16 protein-coding genes are annotated in these 18,502 nt (G+C 72.6%); 15 read left to right on the top strand and 1 reads right to left on the bottom strand.

The window, feature by feature from the left end; translation table 11 throughout:
- Window positions 1-105 precede the first annotated feature (105 nt).
- The 13 genes from ACGFZP_RS02580 (at window position 106) to ACGFZP_RS02640 (ending at window position 15,016) form a co-directional block, all read left to right on the top strand.
- A complete protein-coding gene (locus ACGFZP_RS02580) occupies window positions 106-357 on the top strand; it encodes an HGxxPAAW family protein (protein WP_392927788.1) in 252 nt (83 codons plus the stop codon).
- 84 nt (window positions 358-441) lie between these two features.
- On the top strand, window positions 442-888 hold the full coding sequence (locus tag ACGFZP_RS02585; RefSeq protein WP_392927789.1) for a DUF2752 domain-containing protein: 447 nt from the start codon (window positions 442-444) through the stop codon (window positions 886-888).
- A gap of 258 nt (window positions 889-1,146) precedes the next feature.
- Window positions 1,147-1,953, top strand: coding sequence for an indole-3-glycerol phosphate synthase TrpC (gene trpC, locus ACGFZP_RS02590; protein ID WP_392927791.1), 807 nt, complete (start codon window positions 1,147-1,149; stop codon window positions 1,951-1,953).
- 10 nt (window positions 1,954-1,963) lie between these two features.
- Entirely contained in the window at window positions 1,964-2,113 is a 150-nt protein-coding gene (trpM, locus tag ACGFZP_RS02595) for a tryptophan biosynthesis modulator TrpM (protein ID WP_392927793.1), read from the top strand.
- A gap of 48 nt (window positions 2,114-2,161) precedes the next feature.
- Entirely contained in the window at window positions 2,162-3,412 is a 1,251-nt protein-coding gene (gene trpB / locus ACGFZP_RS02600) for a tryptophan synthase subunit beta (RefSeq protein WP_392927794.1), read from the top strand.
- Between the two features lie 2 nt (window positions 3,413-3,414).
- The gene (gene trpA / locus ACGFZP_RS02605; RefSeq protein ID WP_392927796.1) at window positions 3,415-4,224 is read left to right on the top strand and encodes a tryptophan synthase subunit alpha; all 810 of its coding nucleotides are present in this window, start codon (window positions 3,415-3,417) and stop codon (window positions 4,222-4,224) included.
- Between the two features lie 233 nt (window positions 4,225-4,457).
- Window positions 4,458-4,715 carry a hypothetical protein gene (locus ACGFZP_RS02610; RefSeq protein WP_392927798.1) on the top strand — a complete coding sequence of 86 codons (258 nt, stop codon included), beginning with the start codon at window positions 4,458-4,460 and terminating at the stop codon, window positions 4,713-4,715.
- A 169-nt stretch (window positions 4,716-4,884) separates the two neighbouring features.
- The gene (locus ACGFZP_RS02615) at window positions 4,885-5,406 is read left to right on the top strand and encodes a MauE/DoxX family redox-associated membrane protein (protein WP_392927800.1); all 522 of its coding nucleotides are present in this window, start codon (window positions 4,885-4,887) and stop codon (window positions 5,404-5,406) included.
- 85 nt (window positions 5,407-5,491) lie between these two features.
- Complete coding sequence (locus ACGFZP_RS02620; RefSeq protein WP_392927802.1) at window positions 5,492-6,355, top strand: thioredoxin domain-containing protein; 864 nt, start codon at window positions 5,492-5,494, stop codon at window positions 6,353-6,355.
- A 199-nt stretch (window positions 6,356-6,554) separates the two neighbouring features.
- The gene (gene lgt / locus ACGFZP_RS02625) at window positions 6,555-7,553 is read left to right on the top strand and encodes a prolipoprotein diacylglyceryl transferase (protein WP_392927804.1); all 999 of its coding nucleotides are present in this window, start codon (window positions 6,555-6,557) and stop codon (window positions 7,551-7,553) included.
- 194 nt (window positions 7,554-7,747) lie between these two features.
- A complete protein-coding gene (locus tag ACGFZP_RS02630) occupies window positions 7,748-8,440 on the top strand; it encodes a VIT1/CCC1 transporter family protein (protein WP_392928313.1) in 693 nt (230 codons plus the stop codon).
- 521 nt (window positions 8,441-8,961) lie between these two features.
- The gene (gltB, locus tag ACGFZP_RS02635) at window positions 8,962-13,563 is read left to right on the top strand and encodes a glutamate synthase large subunit (RefSeq protein WP_392928315.1); all 4,602 of its coding nucleotides are present in this window, start codon (window positions 8,962-8,964) and stop codon (window positions 13,561-13,563) included.
- Window positions 13,556-15,016: a glutamate synthase subunit beta gene (locus ACGFZP_RS02640; protein WP_392927805.1), complete on the top strand. Its 1,461-nt coding sequence runs from the start codon at window positions 13,556-13,558 to the stop codon at window positions 15,014-15,016. Before gltB ends, ACGFZP_RS02640 begins: the two co-directional genes overlap by 8 nt.
- Before the next feature lie 142 nt (window positions 15,017-15,158).
- Here the strand turns inward: ACGFZP_RS02640 and ACGFZP_RS02645 are convergent, their stop codons facing one another.
- Complete coding sequence (locus ACGFZP_RS02645) at window positions 15,159-16,133, bottom strand: ArsR/SmtB family transcription factor (protein ID WP_392927807.1); 975 nt, start codon at window positions 16,131-16,133, stop codon at window positions 15,159-15,161.
- 103 nt (window positions 16,134-16,236) lie between these two features.
- Here ACGFZP_RS02645 and ACGFZP_RS02650 point away from each other — a divergent pair, with 103 nt between their 5' ends.
- Together ACGFZP_RS02650 and ACGFZP_RS02655 are read left to right on the top strand one after the other, a co-directional pair.
- Complete coding sequence (locus tag ACGFZP_RS02650) at window positions 16,237-17,487, top strand: MFS transporter (protein ID WP_392927808.1); 1,251 nt, start codon at window positions 16,237-16,239, stop codon at window positions 17,485-17,487.
- Between the two features lie 80 nt (window positions 17,488-17,567).
- Entirely contained in the window at window positions 17,568-18,467 is a 900-nt protein-coding gene (locus ACGFZP_RS02655) for a helix-turn-helix domain-containing protein (RefSeq protein WP_392927809.1), read from the top strand.
- The last annotated feature ends 35 nt before the right edge of the window (window positions 18,468-18,502 follow it).

Genomic DNA, 18,502 nt, shown 5'->3' on the forward strand with positions numbered 1-18,502 from the left:
CACCCCCTTTGGGGGAGCGCCGTGTGGCCCGGCACAATGGAACACGTCAACCCGCCAGGGGCCCGCGGGCCCGGCCGGGCCCCGGAGAACCAAGGAGCACCGCAGATGTCGGCAGCAGCACACGGCCACAACCCCGCCGCCTGGACCGGCGTGACCATCGCGTTCGTCGGCTTCGCGATCTCGGGCGTGGCGATGATCCTCCCGTCGGTGCTGATCGTCTGGGCCGGCCTGGCGGTCGTCGTGCTCGGCGGCGTGGTCGGCAAGGCCATGTCGATGGCCGGGATGGGCAAGCAGCCCAGCCCGCACGTGGAGACCCTTGAGGACCGTGCTGCGGCGGCCGCCGCCGTCACCGCCTGACGCGCGACCCCTCGTACGGCCGAACGGCGGGCGCCACGCCCGCCGTTTCGTTCTGCCCCCCGCTTGCGCCGGGCGGGCACAATCATGGGCGTGAACGCCGCTCCCACCGCCTCCACCCGGCCGCCCGTGCTGCGCAGGCTGGGCCCGCCGCTGGCCGCCCTGGCCGCCGTGGCCGTCCCCGCCGTGTACATCGCCGCGGTGGACCCCAACGCCCCCGGCCACTACCCCGACTGCCCCTTCCTGGCGGCCACCGGCTGGTGGTGCCCCGGCTGCGGCGGCCTGCGCTGCGTCCACGCGCTCGCCCACGGGGACCTCTCCGGCGCCCTGCACGACAACGCGTCCGCCGTGCTGCTGTTCGCGGTGCTGGCGGTGCTCTGGCTGCGCTGGCTGTGGGCCGTGTCGGTCGGCGGCCCGGCGCCGCGGATCGCGCCGGGGGCGCGGCGCTGGGCGCTGATCGCGCTGCTGGTGCTGGTGTTCACGGTCGTGCGCAACCTGCCCGTCGGGGCGGGGCTGGCGCCACCGCTGGTATGAGTCCGACAGCCGGTGTAAAAGGTGTGAAACCGCAGCTGGGAGCCGCCTCGGGGGGCGTCCGGTCCGCGAGACGCACGCCGGGTGGATGCGCCCCGCGCTCCCCGGTGCCGATACCATCGAAGGGCCGGCTGGCCGTTTGGCCGCCCGGCCCCTGGCCGGCCGAGCCGGCAGAAATGATGGGGGCGCCCGCGTGAGCGAGCGAACAAGTGTCAGGTGCGTGTTGCGCGCAGCGCCTGCCGAGCGGAGCGAGGTGGGCGTATGACTGTGCTCGAAACGATTGTCGAAGGGGTCCTCGAGGACCTCGCCGAGCGCCAGGCCAAGGTCTCCCTGGACGAGCTCAAGGAGATCGCCGCCAAGGCCCCCGACGCCAAGGACGGCGTGGCGGCCCTGCGCGGCGACGGTGTCCGGGTGATCTGCGAGGTCAAGCGCTCCAGCCCGTCCAAGGGCGCGCTGGCCGCGATCGCCGATCCGGCCGCGCTGGCCCGCGACTACGCGCTCGGCGGCGCCGCCGCGATCAGCGTCCTGACCGAGCAGCGCCGCTTCGGCGGCTCCCTCGCGGACCTGGACAGCGTCCGCGCCGCGGTGGACACCCCGGTGCTGCGCAAGGACTTCATCGTCACCGCCTACCAGCTGTGGGAGGCCCGCGCCCACGGCGCCGACCTCGCGCTGCTGATCGTCGCCGCCCTCGACCAGCCGGCCCTGGTGTCGCTGATCGAGCGCGCCGAGTCGATCGGCCTCACGCCGCTGGTGGAGGTGCACGACGAGGAGGAGATCGCCCGCGCGGTCGACGCCGGGGCGCGCATCATCGGCGTCAACGCCCGCAACCTCAAGACCCTCGAGGTGGACCGCAACACCTTCGGCAACGTCGTCCACGCCATCCCGGACCACGTCGTCAAGGTCGCCGAGTCCGGTGTGCGCGGCCCGCTGGACGTGATCTCCTACGCCAACCTCGGCGCCGACGCGGTGCTGGTCGGCGAGTCCCTGGTGACCGGCAAGGACCCGCGGGCGGCCGTCGCCGACCTGGTCGCGGCCGGCGCGCACCCCGCGCTGCGGCACAAGGACTGACCCCGCCGCCATGAAACTAGCCTCCCGTCTCGCCCCCGGCTGCCGCCCGCGCGGCTGCCGCGCGCCCGCACGCCGGGTGCTGGGCAGGCGGGTGCGCTACGTGATCGGTTGCGAGCCCGGACAGGTGCCCGGCCGTCGATGGCGCAGGTCGCACGGCTGAGCCAGCCGTTCCGACGTCACTGTCGTCATCTTCCAGAAGGACTCCACCATGTCCGAGAAGGACTACCTGCCCGGCGCCGAGGTGCCGGACGCCCGCGGCTACTTCGGTGCCTACGGGGGCCGCTTCATTCCGGAGGCGCTGGTCGCCGCCGTCGAACAGGTCGCCGACGAGTACGAGAAGGCCAAGGCCGACCCGGCGTTCGCCGCCGAGCTGGACGGGCTGCTCAAGGACTACACCGGCCGTCCCAGCCCGCTGACCGACGTCCACCGCTTCTCCGCCGAGGCGGGGGGCGCGCGCGTCCTGCTCAAGCGCGAGGACCTCAACCACACCGGCTCGCACAAGATCAACAACGTGCTGGGCCAGGCCCTGCTCACCAGGCGGATGGGCAAGACCCGGATCATCGCCGAGACCGGCGCCGGCCAGCACGGCGTGGCCACCGCCACCGCCTGCGCGCTGTTCGGCTTCGACTGCACCATCTACATGGGCGAGGTCGACACCCAGCGGCAGGCGCTGAACGTCGCCCGGATGCGGATGCTCGGCGCCGAGGTGGTCTCGGTGACGTCCGGCAGCCGCACGCTCAAGGACGCCATCAACGAGGCGTTCCGCGACTGGGTCGCCAACGTGGACTCCACCCACTACCTGTTCGGCACCGTGGCCGGCCCGCACCCCTTCCCGATGATGGTCCGCGACTTCCACCGGGTGATCGGCGTCGAGGCCCGCCGGCAGGTGCTGGACCGGACCGGGCGGCTGCCGGACGCCGTCGTCGCCTGCGTGGGCGGCGGCTCCAACGCGATGGGCATCTTCCACGAGTTCATCCCGGACGCCGGGGTGCGCCTGATCGGCTGCGAGGCGGCCGGCGAGGGCGCCGAGACCCCGAAGCACGCCGCCACCCTCACCAAGGGCGACCCGGGTGTGCTGCACGGCTCGCGGACCTACGTCCTGCAGGACGAGGACGGCCAGACCATCGAGTCGCACTCGATCTCGGCCGGCCTGGACTACCCGGGCGTCGGCCCGGAGCACGCCTGGCTGAAGGACACCGGCCGGGCCGAGTACCGCCCGGTCACCGACGACGCCGCCATGCAGGCGCTGCGGCTGCTGTCCCGCACCGAGGGCATCATCCCGGCCATCGAGAGCGCCCACGCGCTGGCCGGCGCCCTGGAGCTGGGCCGCGAGCTCGGGCCCGAGGCCACCATCCTGGTCTCGCTCTCCGGGCGCGGCGACAAGGACATGCACACCGCGGCCGAGTACTTCGGCCTGTACGACGAGGCTGCCAACGGCGCCGCTGACGGGGGTAAGTGACCATGGCTTCGAAGCTCAGCGGCATCCTGGCCGCCGCCAAGGCGGAGAACCGCGCCGCGCTGATCGGCTACCTGCCGGCCGGCTTCCCGAGCGTGGACGGCGGCGTGCGCGCGGTCAACGCGCTGATCGAGGGCGGCTGCGACATCGTCGAGGTGGGCCTGCCGCACTCCGACCCGGTGCTGGACGGCCCGACCATCCAGACCGCCGACGACATCGCGCTGCGCGGCGGCGTGCGGATCAAGGACGTGCTGCGCACCGTCCAGGAGGTGGCCGCCGCGCACCCCGAGGCGGCGGTCCTGGTCATGACGTACTGGAACCCGGTCGACCGCTACGGCACCGCGCGCTTCGCCGCGGACCTGGCCGCGGCGGGCGGGGCGGGCTGCATCCTGCCGGACCTGCCGGTGGAGGAGTCCGAGGAGTGGCGCAAGGCGGCGGACGAGCACGGGCTGGACACCGTGTTCGTGGTCGCCCCGAGCAGCCGGGACAAGCGCCTCGCCGAGGTCACCGCGGCGGGCAGCGGCTTCGTGTACGCGGCCGCCGTGATGGGCGTGACCGGCACCAGGGCCCGGGTCGGCAACCTCGCCGAGGACCTGGTCGCCCGGACCAGGGCCACCACCGACCTGCCGGTCTGCGTCGGCCTCGGCGTCTCGACGGCGGTGCAGGCCGCCGAGGTGGCCGGCTTCGCGGACGGTGTGATCGTCGGCTCGGCCTTCGTCCAGCGGATCCTGGACGCCGACGGGGACGAGCAGGCCGCGCTGGACGCCGTCCGCGGCCTGGCCGGCGAGCTGGCCGCGGGAGTCCGCCGCCGGTAGTCCGCCCTGCTCGACCGCGTTCCACCACGCTCCGTCCGACGGCCCGTCGCCCCGCAGTACCGGGGGCGGCGGGCCGTCGGCCGTTCCCGGAGGCGGCCCGGCCACCCCGAACGGGTGAACACTGGCGGGGACACGCATCAGCCGGGGTTGACCGGCGTTGAGTGGAGGGACGAGTGCACGAACGACGAGCCCGGGGCCAGAGGCGGGCGCGAAGCGAGCGAAGGGGTCTGCCGGTGCCGTGTCTCCAGCGAGCCGTCCTGCTGCGGGCGGCCGCGGCCGTCCTCGCCCTGTGCGCCGCCGTCGGGGCGGACACCGCGGTCGGGCACGCGCTGGCCAGGCGGGGTGCGGAGCGGGCCGAGCGGGACGCGTACGTCTGCGCCGAGGCGGCCCGGGTGGACGCGGCGGTCCGGGCCACCCGCTCGGAGCACGAGGGCCGGCAGGACCTGTACGACCCGGGGCGGCCGCCGGGATGCGTCCCGAACGGGCGCTAGAACGCGGTGGGAACGTATTCGGACACATCGTCATCAGGTGTCACCCATACGGCTTAATTCCTGAATATGGAGGAACCGCCCTTCATCCCTTACGGTTCATCAGGAAGTGAACGTGTTTCCCGAGGGGGGTTTCCCGATGGCCGGCCCGGCAGCGCAGCCCGGTGACCCAGTGCAGCCCGGTGACCCGGCGCGGCCCGGCCCGGCGCGGCGCGGTGGCACCGCGCGGGCGCCGTGGCCGGCGTGGACGGAGTGGATCGGTACGGCCGCCCGGCTCGGCCTCGCCGTGGTCTGGGGCTGGGCCGGTCTGGCCAAGATCGCCGACCCGGCCGAGGCCGCCCAGGCGGTGCGCGCCTACGAGATCCTGCCCGAGTCGCTGGTCAAGCCGGTCGGCTACGCGCTGCCCTTCCTGGAGCTGGCGCTCGCGCTGCTGCTGGTGATCGGGCTCGGCGTCCGGCTGGTGGCCGCGGTCTCCGCGCTGCTGCTGCTCGCCTTCATCGCCGGGATCGCCTCCGCCTGGGCGCGCGGCATCTCGATCGACTGCGGCTGCTTCGGCGGCGGCGGGGCGGTGGACGCCTCGCAGACCGAGTACCTGCAGGAGATCCTGCGCGACACCGGGTTCCTGCTGCTGGCCGGCTGGCTGCTCTGGCGGCCCCGCACCAGGCTCTCGGTGGACGGCTGGCTGGCGAGCTAGCCGACCGGACCGGGCCCGGCCGGCCCGACCGGCCGCACCCCCACCCCCGACCCTGCCCCCACCCCCGACCTGGATGTCCAAGGCAATGAGCGAGAAGAACCGAGAAGGCAAGCGCACCGCCCGCGAGCGGATGCTGGCGGAGCGGGCGGCCGACGAGGCCGGCGCCCGGCGCAAGAAGAAGCTGGTGGTCGGCGGGGTGGTGCTGGCGGTGATCGCCGCCGCCGTGGTCACCGGCGTGGTGGTGCAGAACCAGCGCTCCAAGCCGGAGACCCCGACCGCGGCCCCGGCCGGCGCGATCGGCGACAAGAACCTGGTCATCCCGGTCGGTGCCGCGAACGCCCCGTCCGTCCTCACCGTCTACGAGGACCCGCGCTGCCCCGCCTGCGGCACCTTCGAGCGTGACTTCGCACCGACCATCGACCAGTTGGAGGACGCGGGCAAGATCTACTCCAACTACCACATCGTGTCGTTCATCGACCGGGCCGTCCCGGGCAAGGGCTCCAAGTACGGGGCCAACGCGCTGGCCTGTGCGCAGGACGCCGGGCACTTCCGCGACTACCACGACGTGATCTACCGCAACCAGCCGGACGAGACCAACGACGCCTTCGGCGACAAGGCGACGCTGATCAGCCTCGCCAAGCAGGTCAACGGCCTGGACACACCCGCCTTCGAGGCCTGCGTCAACGACAACAAGTTCGGCGGGTGGGTGTCCGCGGTCCAGCAGGACTTCGACAAGTCCAGCTACAAGTCGACACCGACGGTGCTGCTCAACGGCCAGCCGATCTACCCGAAGAACGGCAGCGAGGAGATCAGCCCGGCGAACCTGGTGAAGTGGGTGGACGCGGCCAACCAGGGCAAGCAGCTCGGCACCCCCGGCTCGAACGGCCAGACCCCGGCGCCGACCAGCACCGCCTCGGAGAGCAACAACCCCTCGCCGAACGCCGGCTAGGCCCAGCCCCCGGTCGGCCGCCGCCGCCCCCTCCCCGTCCGGAGGGGGCGGCGCAACCCCGCCTGCGATCCAGGCTGCAACCACGGGTGAAACCCCGGCCGGGGCCGCGCACCAGGCCCGGCCCGCCGGCCGTTGTTCGGCATCTGTGACCCACGGGGTGCCCGGGGCGGGCCGAAGACCCTGTAGCGTCGGAGCTGCCATGGATATCGCCTACATTCCCAGCCCGTCGCGGGGCGTCCTCTACCTCGGACCGATCCCGCTGCGCGCCTACGCCTTCTGCATCATCCTCGGTGTCGTCGTGGCCGTCTGGCTCGGCAGCAAGCGCTGGGTCGCCCGGGGCGGTGGCAAGCACACGGTCGGCGACATCGCCGTCTGGGCTGTGCCGTTCGGCCTGGTCGGCGGCCGGCTCTACCACGTGATCACCGACCACCAGCTGTACTTCGGTGCGGGCCGCAACCCCTGGAACGCCCTCAAGATCTGGGAGGGCGGCCTCGGGATCTGGGGCGCGATCGCGCTCGGCGCGGTCGGCGCCTGGATCGGCGCCCGCCGCCGGGGTGTGCCGCTGCCCGCCTACGCCGACGCGATCGCGCCGGGCATCGCGCTCGCCCAGGCGCTCGGACGCTGGGGCAACTGGTTCAACCAGGAGCTGTACGGCCGGGAGACCACCCTGCCGTGGGGCCTGGAGATCGACAAGACGCTGCCGAGCGGCGAGGTGGTCACCGGGATCTACCACCCGACCTTCCTCTACGAGTCGCTCTGGTGCGTCGGGGTCGCGCTGCTGGTGATCTGGGCGGACCGCCGGTTCACCCTCGGCCACGGCCGGGCCTTCGCGCTGTACGTCGCCGCGTACACGGTGGGCCGGTTCTGGACCGAGTGGCTGCGGATCGACGAGGCCCACCACGTCCTCGGCCTGCGGATCAACGACTGGGTCGCGATCCTGGTCTTCCTCGGGGCCGTCGCCTACCTGGTGATCGTGGGCAGGAAGCGCCCGGGGCGGGAGGATCCGGCCAGCATCGACCCGATGGCGACCGACTCCTCGGACGTCCCGGCGGCCTCCGACGCCCCGGGTGCCGCAGGTGCCCCGGGCGCCTCGGACGAGAGCGCCGAGCCGTCTCGGCCCGTGGACGAAAAGGCGGACGCCGACGCGGCCGACACGGCCGCGGACCAGGCCGACAAGAACGCCAAGAACCTCACCTGACCTGCGAGTCCGCTCGCCTCCGGCCGCCCTTCCGCATTGCGTGGAGGGCGGCCGGAATGCTGTTCGGACAGCCTTACTTTGCTGGAAATGCCCAGGCCGCGCGGACTACGTTCGATTCATTCAGACGATCGGACGGAGGCCCGACAACCGTGAGTGCGACCACCCTTGAACCCGAGGCCGGGAACCACCCCCGCATTCCCGCCGCGGGGCACCACCGTGATGTGAACGGCGGCTGGCTGCGGCCCGCCGTGTTCGGTGCGATGGACGGGCTGGTCTCCAACTTCGCGCTGATGACCGGGGTCACCGGCGGCGCGGTCTCCAGCGGCACGGTGGTGCTGACCGGACTGGCGGGCCTGGCGGCCGGCGCCTGCTCGATGGCGGCGGGGGAGTACACCTCGGTGGCCTCGCAGCGCGAGCTGGTGCAGGCCGAGATCGAGGCCGAGCGGCTGGAGCTCAGCCGCAACCCGCACGGCGAGCTGGCCGAACTGGCGCAGCTGTACGTGGCGCGCGGGGTGGAGCCGGGGCTGGCGCAGGAGGTGGCCCGGCAGCTGTCCGCCGATCCGGACCGGACGCTTGAGGTGCACGCCCGGGAGGAGCTGGGCGTCGACCCCAACGACCTGCCCTCGCCGTGGGTCGCCGCCGGCTCCTCCTTCGTCTGCTTCGCGGTCGGTGCGCTGCTCCCGCTGCTGCCGTACCTGCTGGGGGCGACCTCGCTGCTGCCGGCGCTGGTGCTCTCGATGCTCGGCCTGTTCGCCTGCGGTGCGGTGGTGGCCCGGGTGACGGCGCGCAGCTGGTGGTACAGCGGGCTCCGGCAGCTGGTGCTGGGCGGGGCGGCGGCCGGGGTGACCTACCTGCTGGGCTGGCTGATCGGCGGCCACGTCGGCTGACGGCCGCATACCCGGGCGGGGTCGGCGGGGCTGCCGGGGCCGGTGGGCCGACCGGGCAGGTGGGAGGCCCGGGGCCTTCGTGGGATGGTACGGACTTCTGCATGATTATGCGCTACTGTGCGTGACGTTCCACACATGGGTCCGGCTGTCCGGCTCTCCTAGCATCGGTCGCAGGCCTGCCGGTCCGAGGATTGCCCCGGTCGGACCGGCCTTGGGGGATCGAATCGCAGGCGGACCTGTGGCGATCTTGTCGACGAGGCATTTCGCCCCTGTTTCGGCCCTCCGGGGCACGGGCACACTTGAGTGAGCGTGCGGACGAGTTTCCGTCTCCCGTCGCTCGCATTACTCGTCGGTAATAGCCCCTGACCTGGGGTCATGTCCGCGATGTGGACGCAGGATTCCACTTCCCGGGATCTCCGGCATCATGTAACCTGCACGAAATCGCAGAGGGCCAACGTCGTCCCTATTGCACAAGCTCATTGCTCAAGACGACGACGGGAGAGCCGATGCTGTCTGCATCCATGCACTCCGCCAACGAGCCCCAGGCCGGCGCCGCGCGCCCGCCGTACGCGCTCGTTCCGGATGCGCGACCTGCTGCTCAGGGCCTGTACGACCCGCGAAACGAGCACGACGCCTGCGGCGTCGGCTTCGTCGCCACGCTGACCGGCATCGCCGACCACAAGATCGTCGAGCAGGCGCTCACCGTGCTGCGCAACCTGGAGCACCGGGGTGCCACCGGCGCCGAGCCGGACTCCGGTGACGGCGCGGGCATCCTGACCCAGATCCCGGACGCCTTCCTGCGGGCCAAGGTCCCCTTCGAGCTCCCGGCCGCCGGCGCCTACGCGGTCGGCATCGCCTTCCTGCCCGACGAGGACGAGGCCGACGCCGCCGCCGTCGCGCGGATCGAGGCCATCGCCGCCGAGGAGGACCTGACCGTCCTCGGCTGGCGCGACGTCCCGGTCAGCCCGGACCTGCTGGGCGCCACCGCCCGCTCGGTGATGCCGCGCTTCCGCCAGGTGTTCCTGGCCAAGGACGGCGTCGAGGGCATCGCGCTGGACCGGCTCGCCTTCGTCGTCCGCAAGCGCTCCGAGCGCGAGGCCGGTGTCTACCTCCCGTCGCTCTCCGCGCGCACCATCGTCTACAAGGGCATGCTCACCACCGGGCAGCTGGAGCCGTTCTTCCCCGACCTGTCGGACCGGCTCTACGCCTCCGCGCTCGGCCTGGTGCACTCCCGCTTCTCCACCAACACCTTCCCGAGCTGGCCGCTCGCCCACCCGTACCGCTTCGTCGCGCACAACGGCGAGATCAACACGGTCAAGGGCAACCGGAACTGGATGACCGCCCGGGAGTCCCAGCTCGCCACCGACCTCATCCCCGCCAACCGCAACGGGCAGGGCCTGGAGCGGATCTTCCCGATCTGCACCCCGGACCACTCCGACTCGGCGTCCTTCGACGAGGTCCTGGAGCTGCTCCACCTCGGCGGCCGCTCGCTGCCGCACTCGGTGCTGATGATGATCCCGGAGGCGTGGGAGAACCACGCCACCATGGAGCCGGCCCGCCGCGCGTTCTACCAGTACCACTCCAACCTGATGGAGCCCTGGGACGGCCCGGCCTGCGTGACCTTCACCGACGGCACCCAGATCGGCGCCGTGCTGGACCGCAACGGCCTGCGCCCGGCCCGCTACTGGATCACCGAGGACGGCCTGGTCGTCCTCTCCTCCGAGGTCGGCGTGCTCGACATCGAGCAGGAGAAGGTCGCCAAGAAGGGCCGCCTGCAGCCCGGCAAGATGTTCCTCATCGACACCGCGGAGCACCGCATCGTCGAGGACGAGGAGATCAAGTCCGCGCTGGCCTCCGAGCACCCCTACGGGGAGTGGGTCGCGGGCGGTCAGATCCAGCTCGCCAAGCTGCCCGAGCGCGAGCACATCGCGCACACCCACGCCTCGGTGACGCGCCGTCAGCAGACCTTCGGCTACACCGAGGAGGAGCTGCGGGTCATCCTCGCGCCGATGGCCGGGACGGGCGGTGAGGCGCTCGGCTCGATGGGCACCGACAGCCCGATCGCCGCGCTCTCCGAGAAGCCGCGCCTGCTGTTCGACTACTTCGTACAGCTCTTCGCGCAGGTCACCAACCCGCCGCTGGACGCCATCCGCGAGGAGCTCGTCACCTCGCTGCTGAGCAACCTCGGCCCCGAGGGCAACCTGCTGGCCGCCGAGGCCGCCGCCTGCCGCTCGGTCGGCATCACCTTCCCGGTGATCGACAACGACGAGCTGGCCAAGCTCGTCCACATCAACGCCGACGGCGACCAGCCCGGCCTCAAGGCCGTGACCCTGTCCGGCCTCTACAAGGTCGCCACCGGCGGCGAGGGCCTGGCCGCCCGGCTGGCCGCGATCGCCGCCGAGGCCGACGCCGCGATCGCCGACGGCGCCCGGATCGTCGTGCTCTCCGACCGGCACTCCGACGCCGAGCACGCCCCGATCCCCTCGCTGCTGCTCACCTCCGCGATCCACCACCACCTGATCCGCACCAAGCAGCGCACCCAGGTGTCGCTGCTGGTCGAGGCCGGCGACGTCCGCGAGGTCCACCACGTGGCCCTGCTGGTCGGCTACGGCGCCGGCGCGGTCAACCCGTACCTGGCGATGGAGTCCGTCGAGGACCTCGTCGCCCAGGGCACCTTCCTGACCGGCATCGAGCCCGAGAAGGCCATCAAGAACCTGATCAAGGCGCTCGGCAAGGGCGTTCTGAAGGTCATGTCCAAGATGGGCATCTCCACCGTCGCCTCCTACCGCGGCGCGCAGGTCTTCGAGGCCATCGGCCTCTCCGAGGAGCTGGTCGGCGCCTACTTCGCGGGCACCACCACCAAGCTCGGCGGCATCGGCCTGACGGAGATCGCCAAGGAGGTGGCCGCCCGCCACGCCAAGGCGTACCCGGCCTCCGGCATCCCCGCCGCGCACCGCGCGCTGGACATCGGCGGCGAGTACCAGTGGCGCCGCGAGGGCGAGCCGCACCTGTTCGACCCGGACACCGTCTTCCGGCTCCAGCACTCCACCCGCAACCGCCGGTACGACATCTTCAAGCAGTACACGGACCGGGTGAACGAGCAGTCCCAGCGCCTGATGACGCTGCGCGGCCTGTTCCAGCTGGACGGCCTCGGCCGCACCCCGATCCCCGTCGACGAGGTCGAGCCGGTCTCCGAGATCGTCAAGCGCTTCTCCACCGGCGCCATGTCCTACGGCTCCATCTCGCGCGAGGCGCACGAGACCCTCGCCATCGCGATGAACCGCCTCGGCGGCAAGTCCAACACCGGTGAGGGCGGCGAGGACCCGGACCGCCTGTACGACCCGGAGCGCCGCTCCGCGATCAAGCAGGTCGCCTCCGGCCGCTTCGGCGTCACCTCCGAGTACCTGGTCAACGCGGACGACATCCAGATCAAGATGGCCCAGGGCGCCAAGCCCGGCGAGGGCGGCCAGCTGCCCGGCCACAAGGTCTACCCGTGGGTCGCCAAGACCCGGCACTCCACCCCGGGCGTCGGCCTGATCTCCCCGCCGCCGCACCACGACATCTACTCGATCGAGGATCTGGCCCAGCTGATCCACGACCTCAAGAACGCCAACCCGGCGGCCCGCATCCACGTGAAGCTGGTCTCCGAGGTCGGCGTCGGCACGGTCGCGGCCGGCGTCTCCAAGGCGCACGCGGACGTGGTGCTGGTCTCCGGCCACGACGGCGGCACCGGCGCCTCGCCGCTCACCTCGCTCAAGCACGCGGGCGGCCCCTGGGAGCTCGGCCTCGCCGAGACCCAGCAGACCCTGCTGCTCAACGGCCTGCGCGACCGCATCGTGGTGCAGACCGACGGCCAGCTGAAGACCGGCCGCGACGTCGTCATCGCCGCGCTGCTGGGCGCCGAGGAGTTCGGCTTCGCCACCGCCCCGCTGGTGGTCTCCGGCTGCATCATGATGCGCGTCTGCCACCTGGACACCTGCCCGGTCGGCGTCGCCACCCAGAACCCGGTGCTGCGCGAGCGCTTCTCCGGCAAGCCCGAGTTCGTGGTGAACTTCTTCGAGTTCATCGCGGAGGAGGTCCGGGAGATCCTGGCCGAGCTGGGCTTCCGCACCATCGAGGAGGCCGTCGGCCACGCCGAGCACATCAACGCGGCCGCCGCGATCGACCACTGGAAGGCCGCCGGCCTCGACCTGGCCCCGCTCTTCCACGTCCCCGAGCTGCCCGAGGGCGCGGCCCTGCACCGCACCACCACGCAGGACCACGCGCTCGACAAGGCCCTGGACAACCAGCTGATCGACCTGGCCCAGGACGCGCTGGAGAACGGCGACGCCGTCCGCATCCAGCTGCCGATCCGCAACGTCAACCGCACGGTCGGCACCATGCTCGGCCACGAGGTGACCAAGCGGTACCGCGGCGAGGGCCTGCCCGAGGGCACCATCGACGTCACCTTCACCGGCAGCGCCGGCCAGTCGTTCGGCGCCTTCGTCCCGAAGGGCATCACGCTGCGGCTGGAGGGCGACGCCAACGACTACGTCGGCAAGGGCCTGTCCGGCGGTGTGGTGATCGTCCGCCCGGCGCGCGACGCCGCCGCCATCGGCGCCGACGCCCAGAACCACGTCATCGCCGGCAACACCATCGGCTACGGCGCCACCAGCGGCCGCGTCCACCTGCGGGGCAAGGCCGGCGAGCGCTTCGGCGTCCGCAACTCCGGTGCCACCCTGGTCGTCGAGGGCGTGGGCGACCACGGCCTGGAGTACATGACCGGGGGCCGGGTCGTCGTCCTCGGCGAGACCGGGCGTAACCTGGCAGCGGGCATGTCCGGCGGTATCGCCTACGTGCTGGACCTTCGCCCCGCGAACGTCAACGACGGCATGGTGGGCATCGAGGCCCCGACCGCCGCCGACCGCGAATGGCTGCGCGAGACCGTGCAGCAGCACTACGAGGAGACCGGCTCCACCGTCGCCGCCGAGCTCCTGGCCGACTGGGGCAGCGGGGTCTCCCGCTTCTCCAAGATCATGCCGACCGACTACAAGGCTGTGCTCGCCGCCAAGGACGCCGCTGAGCGCGATGGACTCTCCGAGTCCGAGACCACTCGCAAGATGATGGAGGCGGCACGTGGCTGACCCCAAGGGCTTCCTGACCACCGGCAAGCAGCTGGCCGAGCGCCGGCCCGTGGACGTGCGTCTGCGGGACTGGAACGAGGTCTACGTCGAGCGCAGCCTCCTGCCGATCATCACCAAGCAGGCCGGCCGCTGCATGGACTGCGGCATCCCGTTCTGCCACAACGGCTGCCCGCTCGGGAACCTCATCCCCGAGTGGAACGACCTGGCCTACCGGGAGGACTTCACCGGCGCCATCGAGCGGCTGCACGCGACCAACAACTTCCCGGAGTTCACCGGGCGGCTCTGCCCGGCCCCCTGCGAGTCCGCGTGCGTCCTGGGCATCAACCAGGACGCGGTGACCATCAAGAACGTCGAGGTCACCATCATCGACAAGGCCTGGGACCGGGGCGGTGTCACGCCGCAGATCCCCGAGCGGCTCTCCGGCAAGACCGTCGCCGTCGTCGGCTCCGGCCCGGCCGGCCTGGCCGTCGCCCAGCAGCTCACCCGGGCCGGGCACACCGTGGTGGTGTACGAGCGCGCCGACCGCATCGGCGGCCTGCTGCGCTACGGCATCCCCGAGTTCAAGATGGAGAAGCGCCACATCAACCGCCGCATCGAGCAGATGCGCGCGGAGGGCACCCGCTTCCGTACCGGCGTCCACGTCGGCGAGGACATCACCGGGCAGCAGCTGCGCGAGCGCTTCGACGCGGTCGTCGTGGCCGCCGGCGCCACCACGGCCCGCGACCTGCCGGTGCCCGGGCGCGAGCTCAGGGGCATCCACCAGGCCATGGAGTACCTGCCGCTGGCCAACAAGGTGCAGGAGGGCGACTTCGTGGAGCCCCCCATCTCCGCCAAGGGCAAGCACGTCGTGGTCATCGGCGGCGGCGACACCGGCGCGGACTGCCTCGGCACCGCGCTGCGCCAGGGCGCGGCCTCGGTCACCCAGCTGGAGATCATGCCGCGGCCGGGCGACGACCGCCCCGGCCACCAGCCCTGGCCGACCATGCCGATGACCTACAAGGTCACCTCGGCGCACGAGGAGGGCGGCGAGCGCGTCTACGCGGTCAACACCACCCACTTCACCGGCGACGAGGACGGCAACGTCCAGGAGCTGCACCTCGTCGAGGTGGAGTTCAAGGACGGCCGCTTCGAGCCCGTCCCCGGCACCGAGCGCGCCATCCCGGCGCAGCTGGTCACCCTGGCCATGGGCTTCACCGGCACCGACGTGAAGAACGGCCTCGTCGAGCAGCTCGGCGTCGACCTGGACGCCCGCGGCAACGTGGCGCGGGACGGCAGGTTCGCCACCAACGTGGACGGCGTGTACGTCTGCGGTGACGCCGGCCGCGGCCAGTCGCTGATCGTCTGGGCCATCGCGGAGGGCCGCTCGGCCGCCGCCGCGGTGGACGTGTACCTGGGCGGCAAGACCGCGCTGCCCGCCCCGATCCGGCCCACGGACCGCCCGCTGGTGGTCTGAACGGCCCCTTAGGCCGCCCGGCGCCGCATCGCCGGGCTGCACGAACCGCTTCCCGCCAGTGTCGCCGGGCCAATGCGGTCCCCGCGGCGTCTGCCCTCTCCCCGACCAGTAGAGGGCAGGCGCCGCCTTTGCGTTCCCGGGGTCAGCCGCCCAGCAGGAGCTCGGCGGCCTCGGTGCGCAGGTACAGGACGGTACGGCCGGTGCGGTGGCGGTCCGTCAGCCCTGCCTCGCGCAGGGCGGTCAGGTGGTGTGAGACGTTCGCCGCGGACAGCCCGGTGCGGGCGGCCAGTTCGGTGGTGGAGGCCGGGGCGTCCAGCTCGGCGAGCAGCCGGGCCCGGGTGCGGCCGATGACCCTGGCCAGGCCGTCGGGGGCGGTGGCGCCGGAGGCCTCCCAGAGGGTGGCGACCCCGCGCGGCGGATAGATCAGACCGGGTTGCCCCTCCGTCTCGGCGTGCCAGACCAGGCCCGGCCAGACGAACACCGACGGCACCAGCACCAGGCCGCGCCCGCCCTCCAGCCGCCGCTCGATCTCGTAGCGCCGCTGCGCCACCGTCATCCGGCCGTCCTCCCACCGCAGCTTCGGGTGGAGCCCGTCGAACAGCGCCGCCGGACCGCCCGCCGCCATCCGGCGCGCCCGGTAGAGGATCTCGCCCTCGACCAGCCGCACGATCCGGCCCCAGTACGGCTCCACGGCCGCGGTCCAGTACGCCCGGATCTCGCCGGTCAGCCGCTCCAGGCCGGCCGCCGGGTCCTCGTGCAGGGCGGCCACCAGGGGCGGCAGCGGCAGCGCCACCCCCACCAGGTCGGCCCGGACGGTCTCCGGCCGGGTGGCCGCCAGCACCGCCAGCTCGGCCTCGATGCCGGGCGCCGTCGCCGCCGGGGTCGCGATCAGGAAGTGCGGCAGGTGCCAGGCCGGCATCGGCACCAGCTGCGACAGCAGCTCGTAGCGGACGCCGGCGGCCGCCAGCCGCTCCCGGGCCTGGCGCACCCAGGGCAGGTGGACGGCCTTGGCGCCGGGATCCTTCAGGACCTGAACGCTCGTCACCACCTCCATGACGCGTGAGCTCGCGAACCGGGTGGCGGCCACGTCCTGGGCCGAGAAGTCCAAGGTGAGCACGGTGTTCCTTCGTCGGGCGGCGGTGGCGGGGCGGGAAGCGGGTGAGGATTCGACCAGGATGGAATCTCTGGGCCTGGTTGATCATCGCCGAGAGGCTCGGTGCATGACCACCGTCGAACTCCCCCCGCTCCGGGACCGGCTCGGCCTCCCGGACACCACCGGCCGCCACCGCCTGGTCGGAGCACACCTGATCGACAGCCTCGGCACCGGGCTGATCCTGGCCTTCACCCTCGTCTTCTTCGCCCGCACCACCACGCTGGGCGTGGCCGCGATCGGCGCCGCCGTCTCCACCGCCCGGCTGCTCGCGCTGCCCACCGCGATCGTCGTCGGCCCGCTGATCGACCGCCACGGCGCCCGCGCGGTCGCGGTCTGCGGCAACGTGCTCTCCGGCGTCGCCTACGGCGGGTTCCTGCTCGCCGGACAGGCCTGGCAGATCGTGCTGGTCTGCCTGCTCGCCCAGATCGGCCACGTCGCCTACTGGACCTCCAGCACCGGCCTGGTGGTGCTCGCATCGGAGGAGGGCGAGCGCACCCGCTGGTTCGCCCTGGTGCAGACGCTGCGCAACACCGGCATGGGCCTCGGCGCGGCGCTCGGAGCCTTCCTGGTGGCCGGGGGCGGCACCGCGAGCCTGCGGGCCCTGGTGGTGCTCAACGCGGCCAGCTACGCCCTCGCGGCAGGCCTGCTGGCCTCCTGGCGGCCCGCCGGCGCCGGCGCGGCGCAGGACGCCGCCACGGACGCGTCGGAGCCCGCGGCGGGCGAGGCGCAGCGGGGCGGCTACGGCGCGGTGCTGCGCGACCGCCGGTACCTGCTGCTGGTCGCAGTCAACCTCACCTTCGTCTTCGCCTCGATGATCATCAGCATGCTGCTGGCCGTCTACCTCACCGAGGGCCTGCACCGCGAGGCCTGGCTGGCCGGCTCGCTGCTGGTGCTCAACGGCGTCCAGGTGGTCCTCACCCAGAACGTGGTGGCCCGCCGGCTGGAGCGCTTCCGCCCCACCCGGGTGGTCGCGGCCGGCGCCCTGCTCAACGCGCTCGCCTTCGGCCTGTTCGCCGCCCTCGCCGCCGCCCCCGGCTGGGCCGTGGTGGCCGGCCTCTACCTGGCGATGTTCGTCTACAACGTCGCCGAGGCCGTCGGCACGCCGTTCCGCGAGGACCTCAGCGTCGCCCTCGCCGACCCCGCCCGGCGCGGCCGCTACCTGGCCGTCTACCAACTCTCCTGGAACATCGGCCAGGCCGTCGCCCCGGCACTGCTCACCCTCCTCCTCGGCCGGGGTGCCGCCTGGCCCTGGCTCTTCCTGCTGGTCGTCAGCGTGGCCGCGGTGCCCGGCCTGCTACGCCTGGAACGCATGCGCTGACGGACTGTTGTTTGTCCGTGTCAGGTGGCAGACTGCGGCCGACGGCCGGGGGGCTGCGCGAGGTGCGGAGGTTGGACGCGATGAGCACGACTCAGGCTGGTGGGGGCGCCACGGTGCGGCGCCTGCTACTGGGCTCCCAGCTGCGCAGGCTCCGAGAGGCCAGGGGGGTGAGCCGGGAGGAGGCCGGGTACTCGATCCGCGCCTCCGAGTCCAAGATCAGCCGGATGGAACTCGGCCGGGTCGGCTTCAAGGAGCGCGACGTCGCCGACCTGCTGACGCTCTACGGCGTCGAGGCCGAGCAGGAGCGCTCCTCGCTGCTCGGACTGGTCCGGGACGCCAACGCCACCTCCTGGTGGCACGGGTACGGGGACGTGCTGCCCGGCTGGTTCCAGAACTACGTCGGCCTGGAGGAGGCCGCGGCGGAGATCCGCAGCTACGAGGTCCAGTTCGTGCACGGGCTGCTGCAGACCGCCGACTACGCGCGCGCCGTGATCGCCGTCGGCGGCCACGTCACCGAGCCGCAGGAGATCGAACGGCGGGTGGAGGTCCGGCTCAAGCGGCAGGAGGTGCTCACCGCCGAGCGGGCGCCGAGGCTGCTGGCCGTCCTGGACGAGGCCGCGCTGCGCCGCCCCTGGGGCGGGCCGGAGGTGATGCGGGCGCAGATCGACCGGCTGCTGGAGCTGACCGAGCTGCCGAACGTGGTGCTCCAGGTGATGCCGCTCGGCTTCGGCGGCCTGCGGGCCGAGGGCGGCGCCTTCTCGGTGCTGCGCTTCGCCGAGCCGGAGCTCGCGGACGTGGTGTACCTGGAGCAGTTCACCAGCGCGTTGTACCTGGACAAGCCGGTGGAGGTCGCCGAGTACTCGGAGGCGATGGACTCGCTGGCGGCCGACAGTCTCTCCCCCGAGCTGACACGGGAACTTCTTCGCTCCGTACGCCAAGAGCTGTCCGGCGTAAGTACGATGAGTGCCGATCAGATCTGATCGCGAAGGCCTCCCAAAGCCTTCCGAATCGGCAT

This window comes from Kitasatospora sp. NPDC048239, assembly GCF_043202015.1.
Classification (GTDB): domain Bacteria; phylum Actinomycetota; class Actinomycetes; order Streptomycetales; family Streptomycetaceae; genus Kitasatospora.